This window comes from Micromonospora sp. NPDC053740, assembly GCF_040677775.1.
Taxonomy (GTDB): Bacteria; Actinomycetota; Actinomycetes; order Mycobacteriales; family Micromonosporaceae; genus Micromonospora; species Micromonospora alfalfae.
The window spans coordinates 208,912-226,229 of sequence record NZ_JBFASO010000012.1; the positions used below are offsets into that span (position 1 = coordinate 208,912).

The following is a 17,318-nucleotide window of genomic DNA, read 5'->3' on the forward strand; positions in this document are numbered from 1 at the left end:
AGCCGATGATCGAGCAGAGCCAGCGACGCATTCCGATGCCGGTCGCCGTCGCCGCCGTGCTTCTGCTTGTGGGCGCCGTCATCCCGGCGTCGATGATGTTTGCGAATGGTCCATCCGTTGCCACCGGGTTGATAGGCGTACTTCTTCTCCTGGCGTTGGCTTACGGCTTGTGGCGTGGGAGCGGGCGGGCCCGGTTTTGGACGACCGTCTTCTCGACTGTCAGCGTGGGGTACGGCGTCGTCACGATCACCGAGGCTGGTGGGTTAGGGCTGCTGCAGATCGTCGCTGCGGCAGTCATCGTCGGCCTGTTGCTGGTGCCCGCCTCGTCCCGCCGGTGGTTTCACGACTTGCCGGCGGAGGGGTAGCGCCCCCCGCCACGCACACCACGAGCCTGGAGTATCGAGGTCCGGCGCACCTGTGCGCCGAGTGTCAGCGTGTCCGGCTGACGGATGAGACCCTCGGGTCCTCGGAGTAGCGGCGGACGACGTCGTCGGCGTCGCCGTCGGTGGCACCGGGGTCGAAGAACACTTCCAGGCACGGCGCTTGCGGCCCTTCTGACCCGAAGCCCGCAACCACGTTGTTCGGGTCGAAGCGGTGGCTCTCGCGCACCAGCTCCTCAGCGGAATCCCCCTGCGGCACGCAGACCACCGCCTCGGGCTGACCACCATCCCAGGCCAGTGCTGGAGCCGACACGCCGATGGTGAGCGCCAGCGCCGAGCCCACGCCGATCACCGTCGCCCGGCCGAGCCCTGGCCGGCTGGCCGGCGCGATCACCGCGACCAGGGTGGACAGTGCGTACACCCAGAGGGCCCGCTTGTCGGTCGAGTCGTGGAGAGCCAGCGCGACGACGCCGGCTCCGACGGTCTGTGCGACCAGGCTGATCGGCCGGAACCTCGGCGAGTCGACCAACGCCGCTGGTATCGCGGCAAGCGCACCGAGCAACAGGAGCAGCACGACAAGCCCGTACGCACTCCATTCACGGCGCGCGTCCAGGGTGAGCAACACCAGGGCAACCAGTTGTCCGCACACGACGAGCGGCGGGCGAAGGTGCGCCAGGATCCGTGCCATCATCGCCAGACCGTACGTGATGTGAACGACCTTGATGGATGCCGTGAGGACGGGGAGTCATGGTTCAAGGCACTCGTGACGAGTTGCTCGGGCACCTGGCTGAGGTGGTCGGGTCCGTCGCTGTCGCCCACCCGACGCGGGTCGCCATCGACGGGCCGCCCGCCGCCCGGAAGACCACCCTCGCCGATGAGCTGGCCGTCGTCCTGCGCGAGAAGGGCCGCGACGTCATCCGCGCGACTATCGACGACTTCCTCTTCCCCCGGGCGCAGCGTTACCCGCGCGGTGAGTACTCGGCCGAAGGTTGCTACTACGACACCCACGACTACGCGGCGCTGAACCGGGTGCTGCTCGATCCGCTGGGGCCGGGCGGAGATCGACGCTTCCAGCCCACTGTCTACGACCGCAGCGCGGATGCCGTGCTGTCCCCGCCGGTCACGGCCGCCCCGGCCGACGCCGTGCTCGTCTTCGACGGCGTCTTCCTCCTGCGCCCGGAACTGGTTGATCGGTGGGACCTGCGCATCTTCGTGTCGACGGCGCTGGAGAAGACAGTGGATCGTGCCGTGATCCGAGAGCGCCGGGTGTCGACCCGGGTAGATATCGAGCGGCGCTGGCGCGAGCGTTACATCCCCTCGCAGCAGCTCTACTTCGCTACGGCTCGCCCCATCCGGCACGCCGACATCGTCGTGCACAACGACGAGCCCCAGCGGCCGGTCTGGGAGACTGCGCGGCGAGGAGACTCCGAAGTCCTGGCGGGCGGTGGGTGACCGCGCTTACGGGTGGTCCACATACTCGCCAAACGGTTCGATGGACCCATCCCAACCGTTCCAACCCTGTTGGGTGATCTGCCCGTTCGCGTAGGTGTACGACCAGCGGGAGCGGTCCTCGCCCTCGATCTGGACGGTTCCCGAGCGAACGAACGGCGCAATCGCGACGTAGAAGGCCGTCGTGTGGTTCGACCACTTGGGGTCGCCCTCGTCGTCGTACCCGAACTCGATCCAGTCTCCGTCGCGGACGATTGTGGCCCTGGCCGGATCCGCCAGGTCGACCAGGGTGCCATCCGACGGAAACTCACCCGGCCTGTACCAACCACCGCGTTCAGCCAGGGCGGCCTGGACAGCGGCGACCGCAGCCGCGTCCTCCGACTCCGGGAGGTGCAGACGGCCTGAGGGCATCACCGAGTATCCCACGGCAGCACCCTACAACGGTCGATGCCACCACGCGGGGCAGGAGTTGGCTCTACACCTGTGGGTCACCCTGACTCTGTTCGCGGACGCGCTGAATGCTGCCGACCTCACCTTTGATCGGCAGCATTCAGCCGATGTTGAGCAGCAACACCTGGTCTTCGCGGAGTTCGGAGATGCTGTCGCGCAACAGCCTCAGCGTGTCCAGACCGGCCGTGCCGCTCTCCTCGAAGGCCACCCCCATCTCCTCGAAGTGCGCGGCCAACTCCTCCTCGCGGTGCGCGCCGGGGTCGAGCTGATCCGGTAACCCTGGCGCTGGAGTGATGAGCGTGGTCAGGCCGTGCGCGCTGTTGATGGCCTCGGACTCGGCATTGAACTCCGGCGGTTCCAGGTCGATGCCGCGTTCCTCCAGATAGGTCAGGACGTACAGCATGCAGTAGCCGGACCAGTCGTACTCCTGCCGCGCCCTGCTCCCGTGTTCGGCCAGGTACGCGCGGAACGACGATGGCGATGTGCGGGCCAGGCGAGCCAGCTCGGTGATGCTGTCCCTGGGGATCACTGTCAGTGACGCGATGGCAGACAACGCATCCTCCGTCGGTTCAGGAGAGCACGCGGTAGGTGACGTGCAGGACCGTGCTCGCCGCACGCGCCGTCACCTGTTCGAGGTTCAGCGGCGGGACGCCCTCGAACAGCCGGACGCCGGCGCCGAGGGTGCCCGGCACGATGTGCAGCCGCAGCTCGTCGACCAGACCGGCGGCGAGGTACTGGTTGATGGTGGTCGCACCGCCGTGGATCAGGATGTCGCCGCCACCGGCCGCCGCGCGAGCCTGCGCGAGCGCCGACTCGATCCCGTCGGTGACGAAGTGGAAGGTGGTGTCGCCCGTCATCGGCTGTGGCTCGCGTGCGTGATGGGTGAGCACGAACACCGGCTTGTGGAACGGTGGGTCGTCACCCCACCAGCCGTTCCACTGCCGATCCCATCCGCCGCGCACCGGGCCGAACATGTTGCGGCCCATGATGACCGCTGAGGCGGTGTTGCTCAGTTCGAGCTCGGCCTGGTTCTCCTCGGCGGCGTCGAACATCCAGGCGTGCAGCCCACGGCCCCAGCCGTCACCACCGTCGTCGCCGAACGGGCGTTCCTCGCTCTGGTTCAGCCCGGCCGAGTACCCGTCGGCGAAGATGGTCTGGTCGGCGATCACCTTGCCGTTACGTGTGGTCACAGCGCCCTCCATCGGCGACTCGTGGGCGAGGCCAGCCTACGGCCATCCCTGATCCAGATCGTGCATTGAAGTTCTGGCACCTATCGGAAGGACGGGGACGGTTGGACGTTGCCGCCTTCGGTCGTCGGCCACGGCACGACGGGGTCGACGGCAGTCGGACGGTCGGGCTGCGCTCGAACGAACATGAAGAGCAGCGCGGCGACCATCACCCCGGGGGCCAGCGCGCACGCGACACTCACCACCACCGCCGTGACCCGAGAGCTGGAGTCGGTCTCGGTCTCGCGTTTCGGGAAGGCATACACGCCGACCAGGAGGAGCACGAGCCACAGGGGCACCAGCAGGGCAGCGAGAGCGGGCCAGACGGGCCAGACCGGCTCGGTGACGATGCCCGGGCCCAGGGCCGTCCAGGTGAGGGCGACGCCCGGGAGGAGGCCAGCCGTCACCAGGGTGCAGACCAGCAGGCGTACGGGTCGACGTCGCCGTGCCACCCACCCGAACAGCGCCGCGCCGGCTGCGGCGCCCGCGAGGGTGCCAGCGACCGTGCTGGGTAGGAACTTGCCGGGAGCGGCCGGTGCGATGGTCAGCTCTGCTCCGCTCGCCGAATAGTCGAGCGTGACCGTCAGTCCGTCGCGCTCGGCCCGCCAGCCGTCGCACAGGTAGCCAGGGACGCGGCGGAGGCCCTGCCACCCCTGCGTCACGGCGCTGCGCCGCAGCTTCTCGGCGAGCCCACAGTCGTCACCATCGTGGTACCAGAAGGACGTGTGGCCCGAGCCCAGGTCGTCGGCAGCGAGACTGACGCCCCACCGGTAGCCGTGCTCGACCAGACTCGAGTCGCCCGGCACCGCGCCAGGAAGCAGGTGCGCTGCCAGGCTCTGCGCCTGGTCGTCGCTGGGCGGCGTGACACCGCGACCGCCGTACCAGGAACCGAGGCTCAGGCCGACCGTACCCAGCAACACGGCACCGAGCAGCAGCATCGCGACGCGCCGCAGCCGATGGCCCATTGGCGCACCTCCCAGCCGTAGTGCGCTAGACGGTAGCTCCCGGAGTCCGTTTCTGGTGCCCCGTGGATCGTGTCCATTACGCGACGAATAGATCGAGTTTGCTGGGCTGGGGACGTTAGTTTGATTCGGTGATTTCGATGGTTGGTACGGGCGTGCGCGTCAGGCTGCTCGGGCCGGTGGAGGTGGTCGTCGGCGGCAGTCCGCAGGCGGTGAACGGCGTGCGCCGCAAAGCGGTACTGGCCACGTTGGCGCTGCACGCGGGCCGTGTCGTCAGCATCGACCGGCTCATCGACGTGGTCTGGGGCGACCAGCTACCGGCCACCGCGGCGAACACGTTGCAACGCCACGTCTCCTACCTACGCGGGGTGCTCGGCGAGCCCGGATCGATCGTCGCGCGGCAACCCGGATATCTGCTCGACACCGGGCCGGATTCCACTGATGTCCAGGCCGCCGAACGCCTCATCGAGCTGGCCCGGCGCTCGACGGACCGCAACGAGCAGGTACGGCACCTGACGGCCGCCGTGGCACTGTGGCGGGGCCCACCGCTGGCCGATGTGGCCGGGTCGGCCTGGCTTGAGGAGCAGGCCGAACACCTGGCACGCCTACGGTTGGAGGCCGAACGATCGCTCGCCGAGGCCCGGCTGTCCGTCGGTGAGCACGCCAGCCTCGTCCCCGGCTTGGAACGGCTCGTCCGACAGCACCCCTTCGACGAGCACCTGCACGCGCAGCTGATGCTCGCCCTGTACCGCGACGGCCGACAGGGGGAGGCGGTCGCCACGTACCGGCGGCTGCGCGACAACCTGCGGGAGAACCTCGGCCTCGACCCGGGTCCGCGGCTACGCGACCTGGAGTGCGCCATCCTGCGCCAGGACACCGCTATCGCCGCACCGGCCACGGCGGCACCACCGCGGGTCGCGGCGCAGTTGCCTCCCCCCGTACCCACGTTCACCGGACGCGACGCGGAGCTCGCGGCCCTCGACGCGCTGGTCGACCGGGGCGGCGCCGTCGTGGTGTCCGGGACCGCCGGCGTCGGCAAGACCGCCCTCGCCGTGCACTGGGCGCACCGCGCGGCCGAGCGCTTCCCCGACGGGCAGCTCTACGTCAACCTGCGCGGCTTCGACCCGGCGGGCACACCTACCGAACCGGCGCGAGCGCTGCACGGCTTCCTGGAGGCGCTCGGCGTTCCGGTGGCCCGGATGCCCCGCGACACGGACACGATGGCGAGCTTGTACCGCACGACGGTGGCGGGCAAGCGAGTGCTGGTGGTGCTGGACAACGCCCGCGACGCGGAACAGGTCCGGCCGCTGCTGCCCGGCTCACCGGACTGTCTCGCCATCGTCACCAGCCGCGACCAGCTCATCCCGCTGGTCGTCACCGAAAGCGCCCAACCGGTGCCGCTCGACCTGCTCAGCCCCGGCGAAGCCCGTGACATGCTGGTCCGCCGGCTCGGGGAGCGCCAGGTCGCCGCCGAGCCCGCCGCTGCCGACACCATCGCCGACCGGTGTGCGCGGCTGCCCATCGCCCTGGCCATCGTGGCCGCCAGAGCCGCCACCAACCGGCACTTCTCGTTGGCTTCCGTCGCCGACGAGCTGGGCGACCTGGACGCCTTCCGGGCAGGCGACGAGGCCACCGACGTGCGGGCGGTCTTCTCCTGGTCGTGTCGGACGCTCAGCCCACCTGCGGCGCGGCTGTTCCGGCTGCTGAGCCTGCATCCCGGCCCGGACGTCTCCGCTCCGGCCGTGGCCAGCCTGGCCGGTGTCGACGGGCAGGCGGCCGGCTCCCTGCTCACCGAGCTGACCCGGGCGAATCTCTTCACCGAGCACACGTACGGGCGCTACGCGTTCCACGACCTGCTGCGCGCGTACGCCGCCAGCCTCGCCGACGAGGCCGAGCCGCCGGCCGAGCGTCGGGCCGCCATTCACCGGCTGCTCGACCACTGCCTGCACAACGCTCACGCCGCCGACCTGGCACTGCACCCGCACTTCAGCGAGATCAACCTCCCGCCACCCTCGGCGGGCGTGACCCTGGAGCGCCGCAGGAGCCGGTCGACCGCGGCGGCGTGGTTCACCACCGAGGTCCCCGTCCTCCTCGCCGCGGTACCGCTCGCGGCGCGCTCCGGGTTCGAGGGACACGCCTGGCGGCTCGCCTGGACCATCGCCGGTTTCCTGCACCGGCAGGGGCACTGGCAGGACTGGCTCGGCACGCAACGGATCGCGCTGGCCGCCGCGTCCCGCATCGGGGATCAGGCGGGGCAGGGCCACGCGCACCGCAGCCTCGGTCTCGCCTGCTCCCGGCTCCGACGGTACGACGAGGCCGACGACCACCTGCGGCGCGCGCTCGACCTGTTCACCGACCTCGGTGACGACGCCGGGCGGGCGCACACCTGCCTGAACCTCGGTCAACTGGCCGAGCGGCAGGGGCAGCACCAGCAGGCGCTGCGCCATTCCCGGCGGGCGCTGACCCTGTTCCGGGGGACCGGAAACCGGGCCGGGCAGGGGTACACCCTCAACGCTGTCGGTTGGCAGGAAGCGCTGCTCGGCGACTACCACCATGCCCTCGCATCGTGCGGCGAGGCGCTGCGGATGTTGCAGGAGGTGGACGACGTCCAGGGGCAGGCCGACACCTGGGACAGCCTCGGCCACGCCCACCACCAGCTCGGCGACCACCGGCGCGCCATCGCCTGCTACGAACACGCCCTCGAACTCTTCACGCAGGTGAACGACAGGTACGCCGAAGCGAGCACGTACGTCAATCTCGGCGGCAGCCACCGGGCGCTCGGCGACCTCCCCGCCACCCGTGCCGCGTGGCGCCGGGCCCTGACCATCCTCGACGAGCTGGGCGACGCCGACGCCGACGCGATCCGCGCCGACCTCGACCAGCTCGACGCCACGCGGCTGCACTGACGTACGCCGCTTTCAGCGCCGTTTCCGGGCCGCTTCAGCCTTCCCCGCCACTCTTCGGACACCAGTTTCTTCCGCATCAGGAATGGAGCGTTCGATGAGTCGTTTGGCACACCGCCTCGCGGTGATCGGGGTGGTCAGCGGGACGGTGCTGGCCATGTCCTCCGCCGCCGTGGCCCAGACCGAGAAGCCGCCGCAGAAGGGCGCCGACTGCGTGGTCCAGCACGTCGACGAGCGCGGCGAAGTCGTCCGTACCGACACCGCGCCCGAGGGCCGGGAGTACGGCCAGTTCCGCTGCGTCGCCGGGCAGTGGACGTTCGCCTGGGCGCCGTTCTCAGCAGACGACATGATCACGGCCGGCGAGATCCGGATCGACCCGGCGGGTGCCGTCTCGGTGCGGCGGTTCACCGGGCCGGCGCTCGGCAACGACCTCACGGTGGGCGAGATGACCGGCATCGCCCAGGCCGTCAGCGGCAGTCGAGAGGCGCTGATCGACCGCGCGATAGTGGCGGTCGACGACGGCAAGGAGCGGACCCCGGAGCAGGTCGAGGCGCTGCTGGCCGGCAAGGACACCACCGGGGTACGGGTGCTGGACATCATCGAGAAGCCCAATGCCGCCATGTCGACGAAGGACGTCATCGACGAGGCCGGCGGCACCCCCGAGACGACAGTCGTCTACTTCAGCATCTGGGGCGCGATCAAGGCGGCGATCGCCTGGATCGTGGACACCATCAGCGACATCGGTGAGTGGATCGACGACCACTGCGACCTGGGGTCCCCCAACGACTTCGGCGACATCGTCACGTGTCGCTGGTAGCCCGGCCCACCCCGCCGACACCGATCACCGAGATGAGGACAGGATGACAACTCTGCGGGACATCACCAGGCGCGCCACCATCGTCACGACCGCCCTGATCGTCGGGCTGACCGCTTCGTACGCACCGTCGCAGGCCGCCGAGGGGGAGGCCCGGACGACGATCACCGACCACCCCGGTGCCCCGGGCACGATGCTTCAACAGTTCGAGGACCTGACCGGCCGACCCGTCGGCGACCTGGACAAGGTGCTGGCCGTCGACACCGGCGGGCGGACCCTCACCGGCGACCAACTCGAAGCGCTCGCCGCCGGCAAGGAGGTCGACGGGGTCACTGTCGTCGGCACGATTCCGGGCAGCCGGGGCGTCCTCGGCACCACCATGGCCGACCTCGCCGACGGGGCGTACGACGGCAGCGGCGACAGCGGGACGGCGACGTCACTGCTCTTCTCCTCCTCCACCCCCGACGGCCGGGAGTGGTGTCTGACCATGTGCGTCGCCTCGGGCAAGACCATCTGGCAGTGCCTGTTGTCGCGCCGGACGGGCGATGTGATCCTCACCCTCGACCTTGATGGCGGCACCACTGTGGGCGGGACGAAGGCTGCCTTCGAGAAGGCCAACGGCGTCGCCGCCGACGGGCCGTACACAGTGGAGACGCTCATCGGCGAACGTGAGCCCACGGCGGACGAAATCAAGACGCTGCTGGACGGCAAGGACATCGAGTCGATGCGCCGGGTGGCGACAGTGGACGGGCCGGACCCCGGGTGGGCGCTGGCCGACATCGCCGAGAAGTCCGGCGTCGTGTACGCAAAGACCCGGGGCCACCTCTTCACCCTCAACCTGCCCATCCTCGGCAAGATCCTCATTTGGTGCGTCTCGCAGAACGGCGGGAAGACCTGGAAATGCTCGGCCAAACAATGGGGCGGGTTCTAACCGGTAGCCCGTCGACGGTCCCGCTCCGCCTCGACCTCCCTGGTCGAGGCGGAGCGGGATCCCGGTTCGCTTGCCACCGGACGGCAGCGCCGACGAGTGTCTGACAGGGACGGATGGTGACCGGGCGTGTCCCCGATACTCGGCAGGTGATCAGTAATGACCCTCGCGTCCCGTGGTTGCCTCGCGCGTCCCACCCAGCCGACGGCTCGACACTGCCGCTCTACATGGTCTTCTTCTTTCTCCTGGGCCTCGTCGGGTTCATGATTTATGGGCTGAGCGACGGCGAGGGAGCGCTCATTCTCGCGAGCATCATCTCGGGAGTGTTCTTCGCATGCTTCCTGATCCTCTTCGCGATCTACTGGATCGGATACCTGCTCAAGGGACACGCCATCTGGCTGGCCGAGCGCCAGGCCGGGTCCGACGGGCCGTCGACGGGTCAACAACCAGAGGACTGAGCCGTAGGCGCGAGCCCGGCGTGCGATCCTCCACTCAACCCCCGAGGCCACCGGTGGCGTCTCACTCTGCGTCCGCAGTTAGACGCGAGGTGGACGCGACCTGGAGGTGGCGTGAGTCGGCACGACGACGACGAAGAGTTTCGGCTGTTCGTCCAACGACAGTGGGGATCGCTGCTCCGAACGGCCTACCTGCTGACCGGTGACCGGGGGACAGCCGAGGACCTGACGCAGTCGGCGTTGGAGAAGACCCATCGGCGCTGGGGCCGGGTGCTGCGCAGGGACGCGCCCGAGGTTTACGTACGCCGGGCGATGGTGAACACGGCGATCTCCTGGCGGCGCCGACGGCGGCCGCTGGAGGTGCCGCTGCTGACCGGCGACAGCCAGCCGACGCACGACGCGTACGTGCAGGTGGAGCAGCGGCAACTACTCCTCGCCGCGTTGCGGCGATTACCGCCTCGGACACAGGCGGTGCTGGTGCTGCGTTACTTCGAGGATCTCAGCGAGGTGGACACCGCAAAGGTTCTCGGCTGCTCGGTCGGTGCGGTGAAGAGCCAGGCGTCGCGCGGGTTGGCCCGGCTGCGGAGCGACTTCGCCGCCCCACCCGCCGCTCAGTCCCCGGTACGGCTCGAGGAGGAACTGGCATGACCGGAAGCTTCGCCAATTCGACGCTCAGTCCGGCGCTACGGCAGGCCGCGCACGGCGTCGACGTACCCGAGGACCCCTGGCCCGGGTTCGCCCGCCGGGAGCGACGGCACCAGCGGACGCGGCTGATCCGCACGGCGTTGGCCGCCGCGGTCGGGGTCGCGCTAGTCGGGGTCCAGACCAACGTGGTTCCGTTGCCCGGATGGGCACCGGGCATCGCGGTCGCCGCCACTCCCACGGCGCTGCTCGACGCGCCACCGCGGGGCGCGCTGGCCGCAGACCGGGCCTGGCTGGACACGCTCCGGGCGCGGATCAGCGCCGATCCGCCGGTGCGAATCGACGCCCCGGTGGGTGCCTGGAAGATCGGCGACCGTGACCGGATCCGGCTGATCTACGGCAGTGACCAGCCGGGCCACCGGGTCGCCCTGGTCGCGGTGCCGCTGCGGTTCGGCCTGCTGACCAGGGAGGCACTGGTCTGGTACGTGGGTCCGGCCGGAGCTGGTGCCCAGCAGATGCGGTACGGCGGCCACGGCGAGGGTGACGACGACCCGGTGATGACGCTGATGCAGGCATACCCCGACCGGGCCGGGTTTGCGGTCGCGGTCGGTCCGCCCGATTCCACAGTGACGATCAGTGGCGACCCCCGATACACGTCGAGGGGGACTGTGGAGTACCAGGACACCGCCAGGGCGGACGGCGGCGGGGTCGGGCTCGCCGTGCTGCCACCCGAACCCCTGCCGAACGAACCCGTCGTCCGGGTCAGCCGCAGCGACCGGGTGTTCTTCCAGGTCGGTCTGGGCGGCGGTCCGTACGCGGGGATCGATCCGACCGGGCCGGAGATGGACGCCCTGCTCGCCGGCGCTCGCCAACCCGCCCGAGGTGCGCCGCTCGACGACGCCAACCTCCGCAACTTCGTCCAGACGGCACTCCAGAACAGCCACCTCCCGGCCGTCGACACGACCGTGCGGGTGCGGTGGTCGGGCCGCGAGCACGGCCAGGCCGCCGCGCTGCTCACCGTGCAGCCGGCCGGCGGTGGAGTGATCGCGTACGCCATGCACGGCGACGATCGGACCGGCTGGTGGATCGACCTGCGGCTGCTGTTGCCAGCCGAGGGCGTCGACAGGCGACCGATCGGCTGGCGGGTCCGGACCGAGGACGGCACCCGGCCTCCCACGGGCGAGGTGCGGGTGATCGCCCCGCCGGACGCGGCCCGCGTCACTGTGACGGTCGGAGGCGCACCCCCGGCCACTGTCGCCCTCGACGCGTCGAATGCCGGCACCACCCGGGTACCGCCGAACCAGGCGGCCACGTTCACCGCGTACTCCACCGACGGCGGCGTCCTCGGGACCACCCCGCTGCCGCCGGTGGAAACGGTCAGTGACGCGGGAGGTCTGCCGGGCGACAGCCCGGCCACCCGGGTGACACCCTGACGCAGCGACAAGCGGGCCGAGCCGTTTCCCGGACGGCTCGGCCGCGCCGCCACCACGTCGGCCTCGAGGATCGGCAGCCTTGGTGGCGAAGGCGGCCTGCGGGAGCGCATGGTGACAAGCGAGGCAGAACGGCCACCCGACCGGCTCGCCGACTGGGAAGACGCGGGTACGTGGACGACCAGCGGGCCAGCCGAGTTGTTCGACGCTGGTGCTGGTGCACCTGGTCGCGCAGACGCAGCCGGTCTGAGCGCCTCGAACAACTCCGGACAGCCCCGTGAGCAGCCCGGACAGGACGCCTCTGTTCGGAACAGGCATCGACCGTAGCGGACGCCGAGTTGGCGTCAATACGCTGATGTCCAATCACCCAGACGCTGGCCAGCACAACTGGGTGACGAATCTCGCCGACACGTTGGGGCCCCGACAATCCGTCAGCGCTGTCGTCTGTTCATCGGCAGCACACCCTTTGAGAGGGAGACCTTGATGCGAATCCGTCGTGTTATCTACGCAACGGCCCTCGGAGCCATCCTGGCGGTCACCTGGATGGCCGCGCCAGCTCAAGCCGGTTGGGGCCACGGCTGGTAGTCGGCTTCAGGCGAATGCGGGCGGGCCGCTCCCAGCGGGACCGCGGCCCGCCGAACCGCAGGCACTACTCGGCATCACTCAACGGCCTCGCCGGGGCCGCCCATGCGCCGCTCAGGAGACGGCTGCACGGATCTCCGATCGGGTCGGGACGACGCGGTGGCGGCGGACCGGGTACATGATCGGGTGCGCGATGCTCCAGGCCGCGCCCATGCAGACGAACTCCTTGTAGCGGGCCGCCAGCTTCCCGGTGAGGAGGGCCGGCCTGGCCCGGTCGTCGGCGGTCACGTACTGGATGATGCCGTCGCGGCGGCCGAGGCTGATGCACTGGTTGAAGTAGCGCAGCGGGGCCTTCGGGAACTTCGCCCGACCGGTCAGGCGTGCGGCGATGGCGTCGGCGGCCTGCCAGGCCATCGGGATGCCCGAGGCGCAGGACATCCGCAGCGGCTTGCCGCCCGGTCCTGCGGCGATCGCGGCGTCGCCCACCGCGTACACCTCGGGGTGTGAGACCGACCGCATGCTGTCGTCGACGATGATCTGCCCGGTGTCGGCGACCGCCACTGTCGTGGCGGCGGCGATCGGGTGCACGGCGAAGCCCGTCGTCCACACCGTCACCTGAGCCGGGATCTTCCGGCCGTCGCGGGTGACAGCACCGTCCGCCTCGACCCGCGCGATGTCGCTGTGCTCGTGCACTGTGATGCCGAGCCGGTCGCAGACGCCACGCAGGTGCTGCTGCGCCTTGCCGTTGAGCCAGTCGCCGAGACCGCCGCGGGCGGCGAGCGCGACATCGAGGTCCGGCCGGGTCTCCGCGATCTCGGTGACCGCTTCGAGGCCGGTGAGGCCGCCGCCGACGACGAGCACGGTCCCGCCGGCAGCGAGGTGGGCGAGGCGGTCGCGCAACCGCAGCGCCGAGGGCCTGCCGGCGATGTCGTACGCGTGCTCGGCGACCCCGGGGACGCCATGGTCGGCGGTGACGCTGCCGAGCGCGTAGACGAGCGTGTCGTAGGTGATCTCGTCGGTGCCGTTGTCGTCGACGAGCGCGACGGTCCGGCTGTCGACGTCGACGGCGGTGACCCGCGCCAGTCGGGGCTTGACGCCGGTGCCGGCGTAGACCTCGCTCAGCGGACGTGGTTTGAGGTCCTGTCCGGTGGCGAGTTGGTGCATGCGGACCCGCTCGACGAAATCCGCGTCGGCGTTGACGAGGGTGATCTCGGTGTCGTCGGTGTGCAGCCGCTTGGCGAGGCGCCCGGCGGCCATGGCTCCGGCGTACCCCGCTCCGAGGACGACGATGCGGTGCTTCATGGTGGCACTCCTGTCTCGGTGGGTGGTCGCTTCCTGAACCGGACAGCGGCGCGATTCCTGACAGGCCGCGGCTATGACCTGGGTCACCAGCTTTCGATCTCACTCGCTCGCGCGAGGGAGGAGCTCATGCGTGCGGGGGAGGTGCCGGACGGCGGCAAGATCGCCGGGCGGAGCGATGTCCGCGCGGCGGCGAAACGGCAGGCTCAATCACGTCGAACACACGACGTGAACGCCTCCCAAGGAGTCACCACAATGCAGTTTCGCCCCGCATTCGTCGCCGCCCCGGTCCTGGTCATGGGCTACGGCATCGTCCGTCTGATCGACGGCCTGGACGGTGTTCGTGGTCCCGGCCCGGCCTGGACCATCGGGCACCTCGCGTTCCTCGGCGCGCTCGTCGCGTTCATCTCGGTGTTCTGGCAGATGCGCCGCATGGCTGGCGGCCGGGCCCTCGCGACGGTGAGCGCCACGGCCGGCACCTTCGGGGCGTTGGCGCTGATCACCCAGTTCTCGATCGACCTCGTCGCCGGCTTTCTGGCTACCGACAACTACGGCATGAGCATGATCATCCACGACGTGCGCACAGTGCCCGGCATCGCACAGCTGGCCTACGACTTCGGGCCCTACGCCTTCTACCTCGGCCAGCTCGTGCTGGTCGTCCTGCTCGCCGTGCAGCGCCGGGTCAAGCTGTGGACGCCGATCCTTGTGCTGGCCGACCTCGCCACGCCGTTCATCGACAAGGACCTGATCCCGCTGGGCTCGGCCCTGCTGCTGGTCTCCTTCCTCCCGCTGGCCCGGGGCGCCGCCGCCACCCCGACGCAGCCGGTGCCCGCCCTCGCCTGAGCGGCGAGTCCCGAACCGATCCCCCCACCACCGGGGGGATCGGGTGCCAGTGGGGGAGGAGGTCAGGGGCTGTGAATACTGTCGCGATGTCGCTTGCCCGCCTCGTGCGTACCACCAATCCGTACCTGGTGGACGCGGCGATCACCGTGTTCGTCCTGATCGCGGTGTCAGTGCCGTTCGTGCTTCCCGGACCGGGTGGTGAGCCAGGGCCGTTGGCCTACCTGCTGACCGCCGGTACGGCGATCCCGCTGATCTGGCGCAGACGGGTGCCGCTCACGGTCCTGCTGGTGGTGGCACTGGCCACTATCGCGGGCAAGGCAGCGGATGCGCCGGGGCAGCCGCTCGCGTACGGCGGGCTGGTCGCCCTCTACACCGTCGCCGCGCTCGGTGGTCGCCAGCAGCGCTGGTGGGCACTCGGCGCGACCTTCCCTGGGGTGGCCGCAGGGGTGGCGTTCAACTCCAACCGCGTCAGCGAGTACTTCTACACCTTCCTGGTGTTCTTCACCGCGTACGTGCTGGGTCGGCTCAGCGCCGCCCGGCAGGAGCGCGCGACAGCCCTTGAGGACCGGGCGCTCCGGGCCGAGCGGGAGCGCGAGTTCGAAGCCGATCGGGCCGCCACACGCGAGCGGGCCCGGATCGCTCGGGAGATGCACGACGTGCTGTCCCACGCGGTGAGCCTCATGATCGTGCAGGCCGAGGCCGGGCCGGTCGCCGTACGCACCGCACCGGAGCGGGCCGAGGCGGCGTTCGACGCGATCGCCGCCGCCGGCCGCGACGCCATGGTGCAGCTGCGCGGCATGCTCGGCCTGCTGCGCAACGAGCCCGGTCCCCGCAGCCCGCAGCCCACCCTGGCCCAACTGCGGTCGCTGATCGACCGTGTACCGGTGGCCGGCCTGCGGGTGACCGGCGAGCCGCGCCCGGTCTCGGCCGACGTGGAGTTGGCCGCGTACCGGATCGTGCAGGAGGCCCTCACCAACGCGGTCAAGCACGCGGCGGCCAGCACCGTCGACGTACACCTGGGCTGGTCGCCCGATGCCCTCACTGTCACGGTGACCGACGATGGCGCCGGAACCGGCGGCCCGGGCGGCGGGCACGGCCTCGTCGGCATCCGGGAACGCGCGATCGCCTGCGGCGGTACGGCGAGGGCCGAACCGGTGACAGGTGGACGCGGGTTCACAGTCGAGGCTCGGCTACCGTTCCCAGCGTGACGATTCGGGTGGTGATCGCAGACGATCAGGAGCTTGTCCGCAGCGGATTCTCCATGATCCTCGACGCCCAGCCGGACATCACAGTCGTCGCCGACGTCGGTGACGGTGCCGCGGCCGTGGCCGCCGTCCGGGAGCACCAGCCGCAGGTGGCGCTCCTGGACATTCGCATGCCGACGATGGACGGTATCGAGGCCGCCCGCCGCATCTGCGCGGAGAGCGCCAGTCGGGTGATCATGCTGACCACCTTCGACCAGGACGACTACATCTACGAGGCGCTCTACGCCGGCGCCAGCGGATTCCTGCTCAAGGACGTACGCCGCGACGACCTCGTCCACGCGGTACGTGTCGTGGCCGCCGGCGACTCGCTGCTGGCTCCGTCGGTGACCCGGCAGATCATCTCGGACATCACCGGCCGCCACCGACCCGGGCCGCCCCGGTCGGCCGCCGCGCCCGACGCCCGCCTCAACGTGCTCACCACCCGCGAACGGGAGACCCTGCACCTGCTGGGCCGCGGCCTGGCCAATGCGGAGATCGCCCAGACCCTGGTGGTCAGCGAGCACACGGTGAAGACCCACGTCAGCAACGTGCTGACCAAACTCGGCCTCCGCGACCGCACCCAGGCAGTGATCTGCGCGTACGAGACCGGCCTGATCACCGCCGGCGAGAACTGAGCGGCGTCACCGCAGGTCACCACACGTGCAGGGTGGGCTCCTCGTGCTCCGAGGCGGACCACTGCCGGGTGGCGCGGACGAGCTTGTCGGGGTTGACCTGGTTGTGGATGGCCGTGACACCCTCGGGCGTCACCTCCAGCGACATCACGCCGATGACCCGGTCGTCGATCACGACCACCACCGCCGGAGCGCCGTTGGCGGTGGTGACGTACATGGCCGGGCTGCCACCGACCAGGTCCCGTTTGACGTCGGCGGGCCTGAACAGGCCACGCAGGAACTTCGCCACCGCCAGCGCGCCGACGATCGGCGCGGCCCGGGCCGGGATCTTGCCGCCGCCGTCGGCGGTGCTCGTCGCGTTGTCGGTCAGCAACTCCACCAGCCGCTGGATCTCGCCGTTGTTGGCCGCAGTGAGGAACTCCGCGACGATCTTCCGGGCGGTGGCCCGGTCGACCTCCGCGCGGGCCCGTTCGGCGGTGACGTGCTGCTTGGCACGCCGGTAGGTCTGCTGGCAGTTCGACTCGGTGATGCCGAGGATCTCGGCGATCTCACCGTGCGAGTAGCCGAAGGCCTCCCGCAGCACGTACACCGCGCGTTCGTTCGGCGACAACCGCTCCAGCAGGGTGAGCACCGCCATCGAGACCGACTCGCGCTGCTCGGCGGTGTCGAGCGGACCGAGCATCCGGTCCCCGGCGAGGACCGGTTCGGGCAGCCACGTGCCCACATAGGTCTCCCGCCTGGCCCGTGCCGAGGTCAACTGGTTGAGGCAGACGTTGGTGAGGACCTTCGTCAGCCACGCCTCGGGCGTCTCGACGTGTTGCCGGTCCGCGCCCTGCCAGCGGAGAAAGGTGTCCTGGACGGCGTCCTCCGCGTCGCTGGCCGAACCCAGCAGGCGGTAGGCGATCGCCTCCAGGCGGGCCCTGGAGTGCTCGAACACCTCGACCTCGTCCGGACTGAGCGGCATGACTAGACACTATCCACGAGTGTCGCGGCGCCGTCCCGGTGCCCGTCACACCGGCCGCGGCTGTGACCGCCCCGGCCGCCGGGTGTGGGCTGCCGGGACACCGGGCCGGGGTCAA

The 17,318-nt window shown here is 70.3% G+C and carries 18 protein-coding genes; 11 read left to right on the forward strand and 7 right to left on the reverse strand.

Annotated elements, in window-relative coordinates:
• Positions 1 to 5: 5 nt before the first annotated feature.
• A complete protein-coding gene (locus AB0K35_RS28510; RefSeq protein ID WP_363889227.1) occupies positions 6 to 365 on the forward strand; it encodes a hypothetical protein in 360 nt (119 codons plus the stop codon).
• Between the two features lie 64 nt (positions 366 to 429).
• Here AB0K35_RS28510 and AB0K35_RS28515 read toward each other — a convergent pair whose 3' ends face one another.
• Entirely contained in the window at positions 430 to 1,071 is a 642-nt protein-coding gene (locus AB0K35_RS28515; protein WP_363889230.1) for a hypothetical protein, read from the reverse strand.
• Between the two features lie 56 nt (positions 1,072 to 1,127).
• Between AB0K35_RS28515 and AB0K35_RS28520 the strand changes: the two genes are divergently transcribed.
• On the forward strand, positions 1,128 to 1,832 hold the full coding sequence (locus AB0K35_RS28520) for a uridylate kinase (protein WP_363889233.1): 705 nt from the start codon (positions 1,128 to 1,130) through the stop codon (positions 1,830 to 1,832).
• Between the two features lie 6 nt (positions 1,833 to 1,838).
• On the opposite strand, the gene AB0K35_RS28525 is transcribed toward AB0K35_RS28520, so the two are convergent.
• From AB0K35_RS28525 to AB0K35_RS28540, 4 genes are all read right to left on the reverse strand, one after another.
• Positions 1,839 to 2,255: a hypothetical protein gene (locus AB0K35_RS28525; protein WP_363889235.1), complete on the reverse strand. Its 417-nt coding sequence runs from the start codon at positions 2,253 to 2,255 to the stop codon at positions 1,839 to 1,841.
• Between the two features lie 124 nt (positions 2,256 to 2,379).
• Positions 2,380 to 2,832, reverse strand: coding sequence for a hypothetical protein (locus AB0K35_RS28530; protein WP_363889237.1), 453 nt, complete (start codon positions 2,830 to 2,832; stop codon positions 2,380 to 2,382).
• Between the two features lie 16 nt (positions 2,833 to 2,848).
• Positions 2,849 to 3,469 (reverse strand): dihydrofolate reductase family protein, encoded by a 621-nt coding sequence (locus AB0K35_RS28535; RefSeq protein WP_363889239.1) that lies wholly within the window; start codon positions 3,467 to 3,469, stop codon positions 2,849 to 2,851.
• 80 nt (positions 3,470 to 3,549) lie between these two features.
• Positions 3,550 to 4,470, reverse strand: a complete 921-nt coding sequence (locus AB0K35_RS28540; RefSeq protein ID WP_363889241.1) for a hypothetical protein — start codon at positions 4,468 to 4,470, stop codon at positions 3,550 to 3,552.
• A 152-nt stretch (positions 4,471 to 4,622) separates the two neighbouring features.
• Here AB0K35_RS28540 and AB0K35_RS28545 point away from each other — a divergent pair, with 152 nt between their 5' ends.
• From AB0K35_RS28545 to AB0K35_RS28570, 6 genes are all read left to right on the forward strand, one after another.
• A complete protein-coding gene (locus AB0K35_RS28545; RefSeq protein WP_363889243.1) occupies positions 4,623 to 7,373 on the forward strand; it encodes a BTAD domain-containing putative transcriptional regulator in 2,751 nt (916 codons plus the stop codon).
• A gap of 94 nt (positions 7,374 to 7,467) precedes the next feature.
• Positions 7,468 to 8,187, forward strand: coding sequence for a hypothetical protein (locus AB0K35_RS28550; protein ID WP_363889245.1), 720 nt, complete (start codon positions 7,468 to 7,470; stop codon positions 8,185 to 8,187).
• A gap of 43 nt (positions 8,188 to 8,230) precedes the next feature.
• On the forward strand, positions 8,231 to 9,115 hold the full coding sequence (locus AB0K35_RS28555) for a hypothetical protein (RefSeq protein WP_363889247.1): 885 nt from the start codon (positions 8,231 to 8,233) through the stop codon (positions 9,113 to 9,115).
• Positions 9,116 to 9,261: 146 nt separating this feature from the next.
• Positions 9,262 to 9,570 carry a hypothetical protein gene (locus AB0K35_RS28560; protein ID WP_363889250.1) on the forward strand — a complete coding sequence of 103 codons (309 nt, stop codon included), beginning with the start codon at positions 9,262 to 9,264 and terminating at the stop codon, positions 9,568 to 9,570.
• 111 nt (positions 9,571 to 9,681) lie between these two features.
• A complete protein-coding gene (locus AB0K35_RS28565) occupies positions 9,682 to 10,215 on the forward strand; it encodes a SigE family RNA polymerase sigma factor (protein WP_363889254.1) in 534 nt (177 codons plus the stop codon).
• Positions 10,212 to 11,642, forward strand: coding sequence for a hypothetical protein (locus AB0K35_RS28570; RefSeq protein ID WP_363889257.1), 1,431 nt, complete (start codon positions 10,212 to 10,214; stop codon positions 11,640 to 11,642). Before AB0K35_RS28565 ends, AB0K35_RS28570 begins: the two co-directional genes overlap by 4 nt.
• 693 nt (positions 11,643 to 12,335) lie before the next feature.
• On the opposite strand, the gene AB0K35_RS28575 is transcribed toward AB0K35_RS28570, so the two are convergent.
• Positions 12,336 to 13,523, reverse strand: a complete 1,188-nt coding sequence (locus AB0K35_RS28575; protein WP_363889260.1) for an FAD-dependent oxidoreductase — start codon at positions 13,521 to 13,523, stop codon at positions 12,336 to 12,338.
• Between the two features lie 252 nt (positions 13,524 to 13,775).
• Between AB0K35_RS28575 and AB0K35_RS28580 the strand changes: the two genes are divergently transcribed.
• The 3 genes from AB0K35_RS28580 to AB0K35_RS28590 all read left to right on the forward strand — a co-directional run bounded on the left by AB0K35_RS28580 (position 13,776) and on the right by AB0K35_RS28590 (position 16,242).
• Positions 13,776 to 14,363 carry a hypothetical protein gene (locus tag AB0K35_RS28580; RefSeq protein WP_363889263.1) on the forward strand — a complete coding sequence of 196 codons (588 nt, stop codon included), beginning with the start codon at positions 13,776 to 13,778 and terminating at the stop codon, positions 14,361 to 14,363.
• Positions 14,364 to 14,449: 86 nt separating this feature from the next.
• Entirely contained in the window at positions 14,450 to 15,571 is a 1,122-nt protein-coding gene (locus tag AB0K35_RS28585; protein WP_363889266.1) for a histidine kinase, read from the forward strand.
• The gene (locus AB0K35_RS28590; protein WP_308193527.1) at positions 15,568 to 16,242 is read left to right on the forward strand and encodes a response regulator transcription factor; all 675 of its coding nucleotides are present in this window, start codon (positions 15,568 to 15,570) and stop codon (positions 16,240 to 16,242) included. The genes AB0K35_RS28585 and AB0K35_RS28590 overlap by 4 nt, the downstream gene beginning before the upstream one ends.
• Before the next feature lie 16 nt (positions 16,243 to 16,258).
• Here the strand turns inward: AB0K35_RS28590 and AB0K35_RS28595 are convergent, their stop codons facing one another.
• Positions 16,259 to 17,203, reverse strand: coding sequence for an RNA polymerase sigma-70 factor (locus tag AB0K35_RS28595; RefSeq protein ID WP_363889270.1), 945 nt, complete (start codon positions 17,201 to 17,203; stop codon positions 16,259 to 16,261).
• Between the last annotated feature and the right edge of the window lie 115 nt (positions 17,204 to 17,318).

Coding starts and splice junctions, on each gene's coding strand:
- AB0K35_RS28585 (WP_363889266.1), top strand. CDS start 14,450: ATGTCGCTTGCCCGCCTCGTGCGTACCACCAATCCGTACCTGGTGGAC.
- AB0K35_RS28580 (WP_363889263.1), top strand. CDS start 13,776: ATGCAGTTTCGCCCCGCATTCGTCGCCGCCCCGGTCCTGGTCATGGGC.
- AB0K35_RS28510 (WP_363889227.1), top strand. CDS start 6: ATGATCGAGCAGAGCCAGCGACGCATTCCGATGCCGGTCGCCGTCGCC.
- AB0K35_RS28555 (WP_363889247.1), top strand. CDS start 8,231: ATGACAACTCTGCGGGACATCACCAGGCGCGCCACCATCGTCACGACC.
- AB0K35_RS28570 (WP_363889257.1), top strand. CDS start 10,212: ATGACCGGAAGCTTCGCCAATTCGACGCTCAGTCCGGCGCTACGGCAG.
- AB0K35_RS28520 (WP_363889233.1), top strand. CDS start 1,128: ATGGTTCAAGGCACTCGTGACGAGTTGCTCGGGCACCTGGCTGAGGTG.
- AB0K35_RS28575 (WP_363889260.1), bottom strand. CDS start 13,523: ATGAAGCACCGCATCGTCGTCCTCGGAGCGGGGTACGCCGGAGCCATG.
- AB0K35_RS28515 (WP_363889230.1), bottom strand. CDS start 1,071: ATGATGGCACGGATCCTGGCGCACCTTCGCCCGCCGCTCGTCGTGTGC.
- AB0K35_RS28540 (WP_363889241.1), bottom strand. CDS start 4,470: ATGGGCCATCGGCTGCGGCGCGTCGCGATGCTGCTGCTCGGTGCCGTG.
- AB0K35_RS28550 (WP_363889245.1), top strand. CDS start 7,468: ATGAGTCGTTTGGCACACCGCCTCGCGGTGATCGGGGTGGTCAGCGGG.
- AB0K35_RS28595 (WP_363889270.1), bottom strand. CDS start 17,203: ATGCCGCTCAGTCCGGACGAGGTCGAGGTGTTCGAGCACTCCAGGGCC.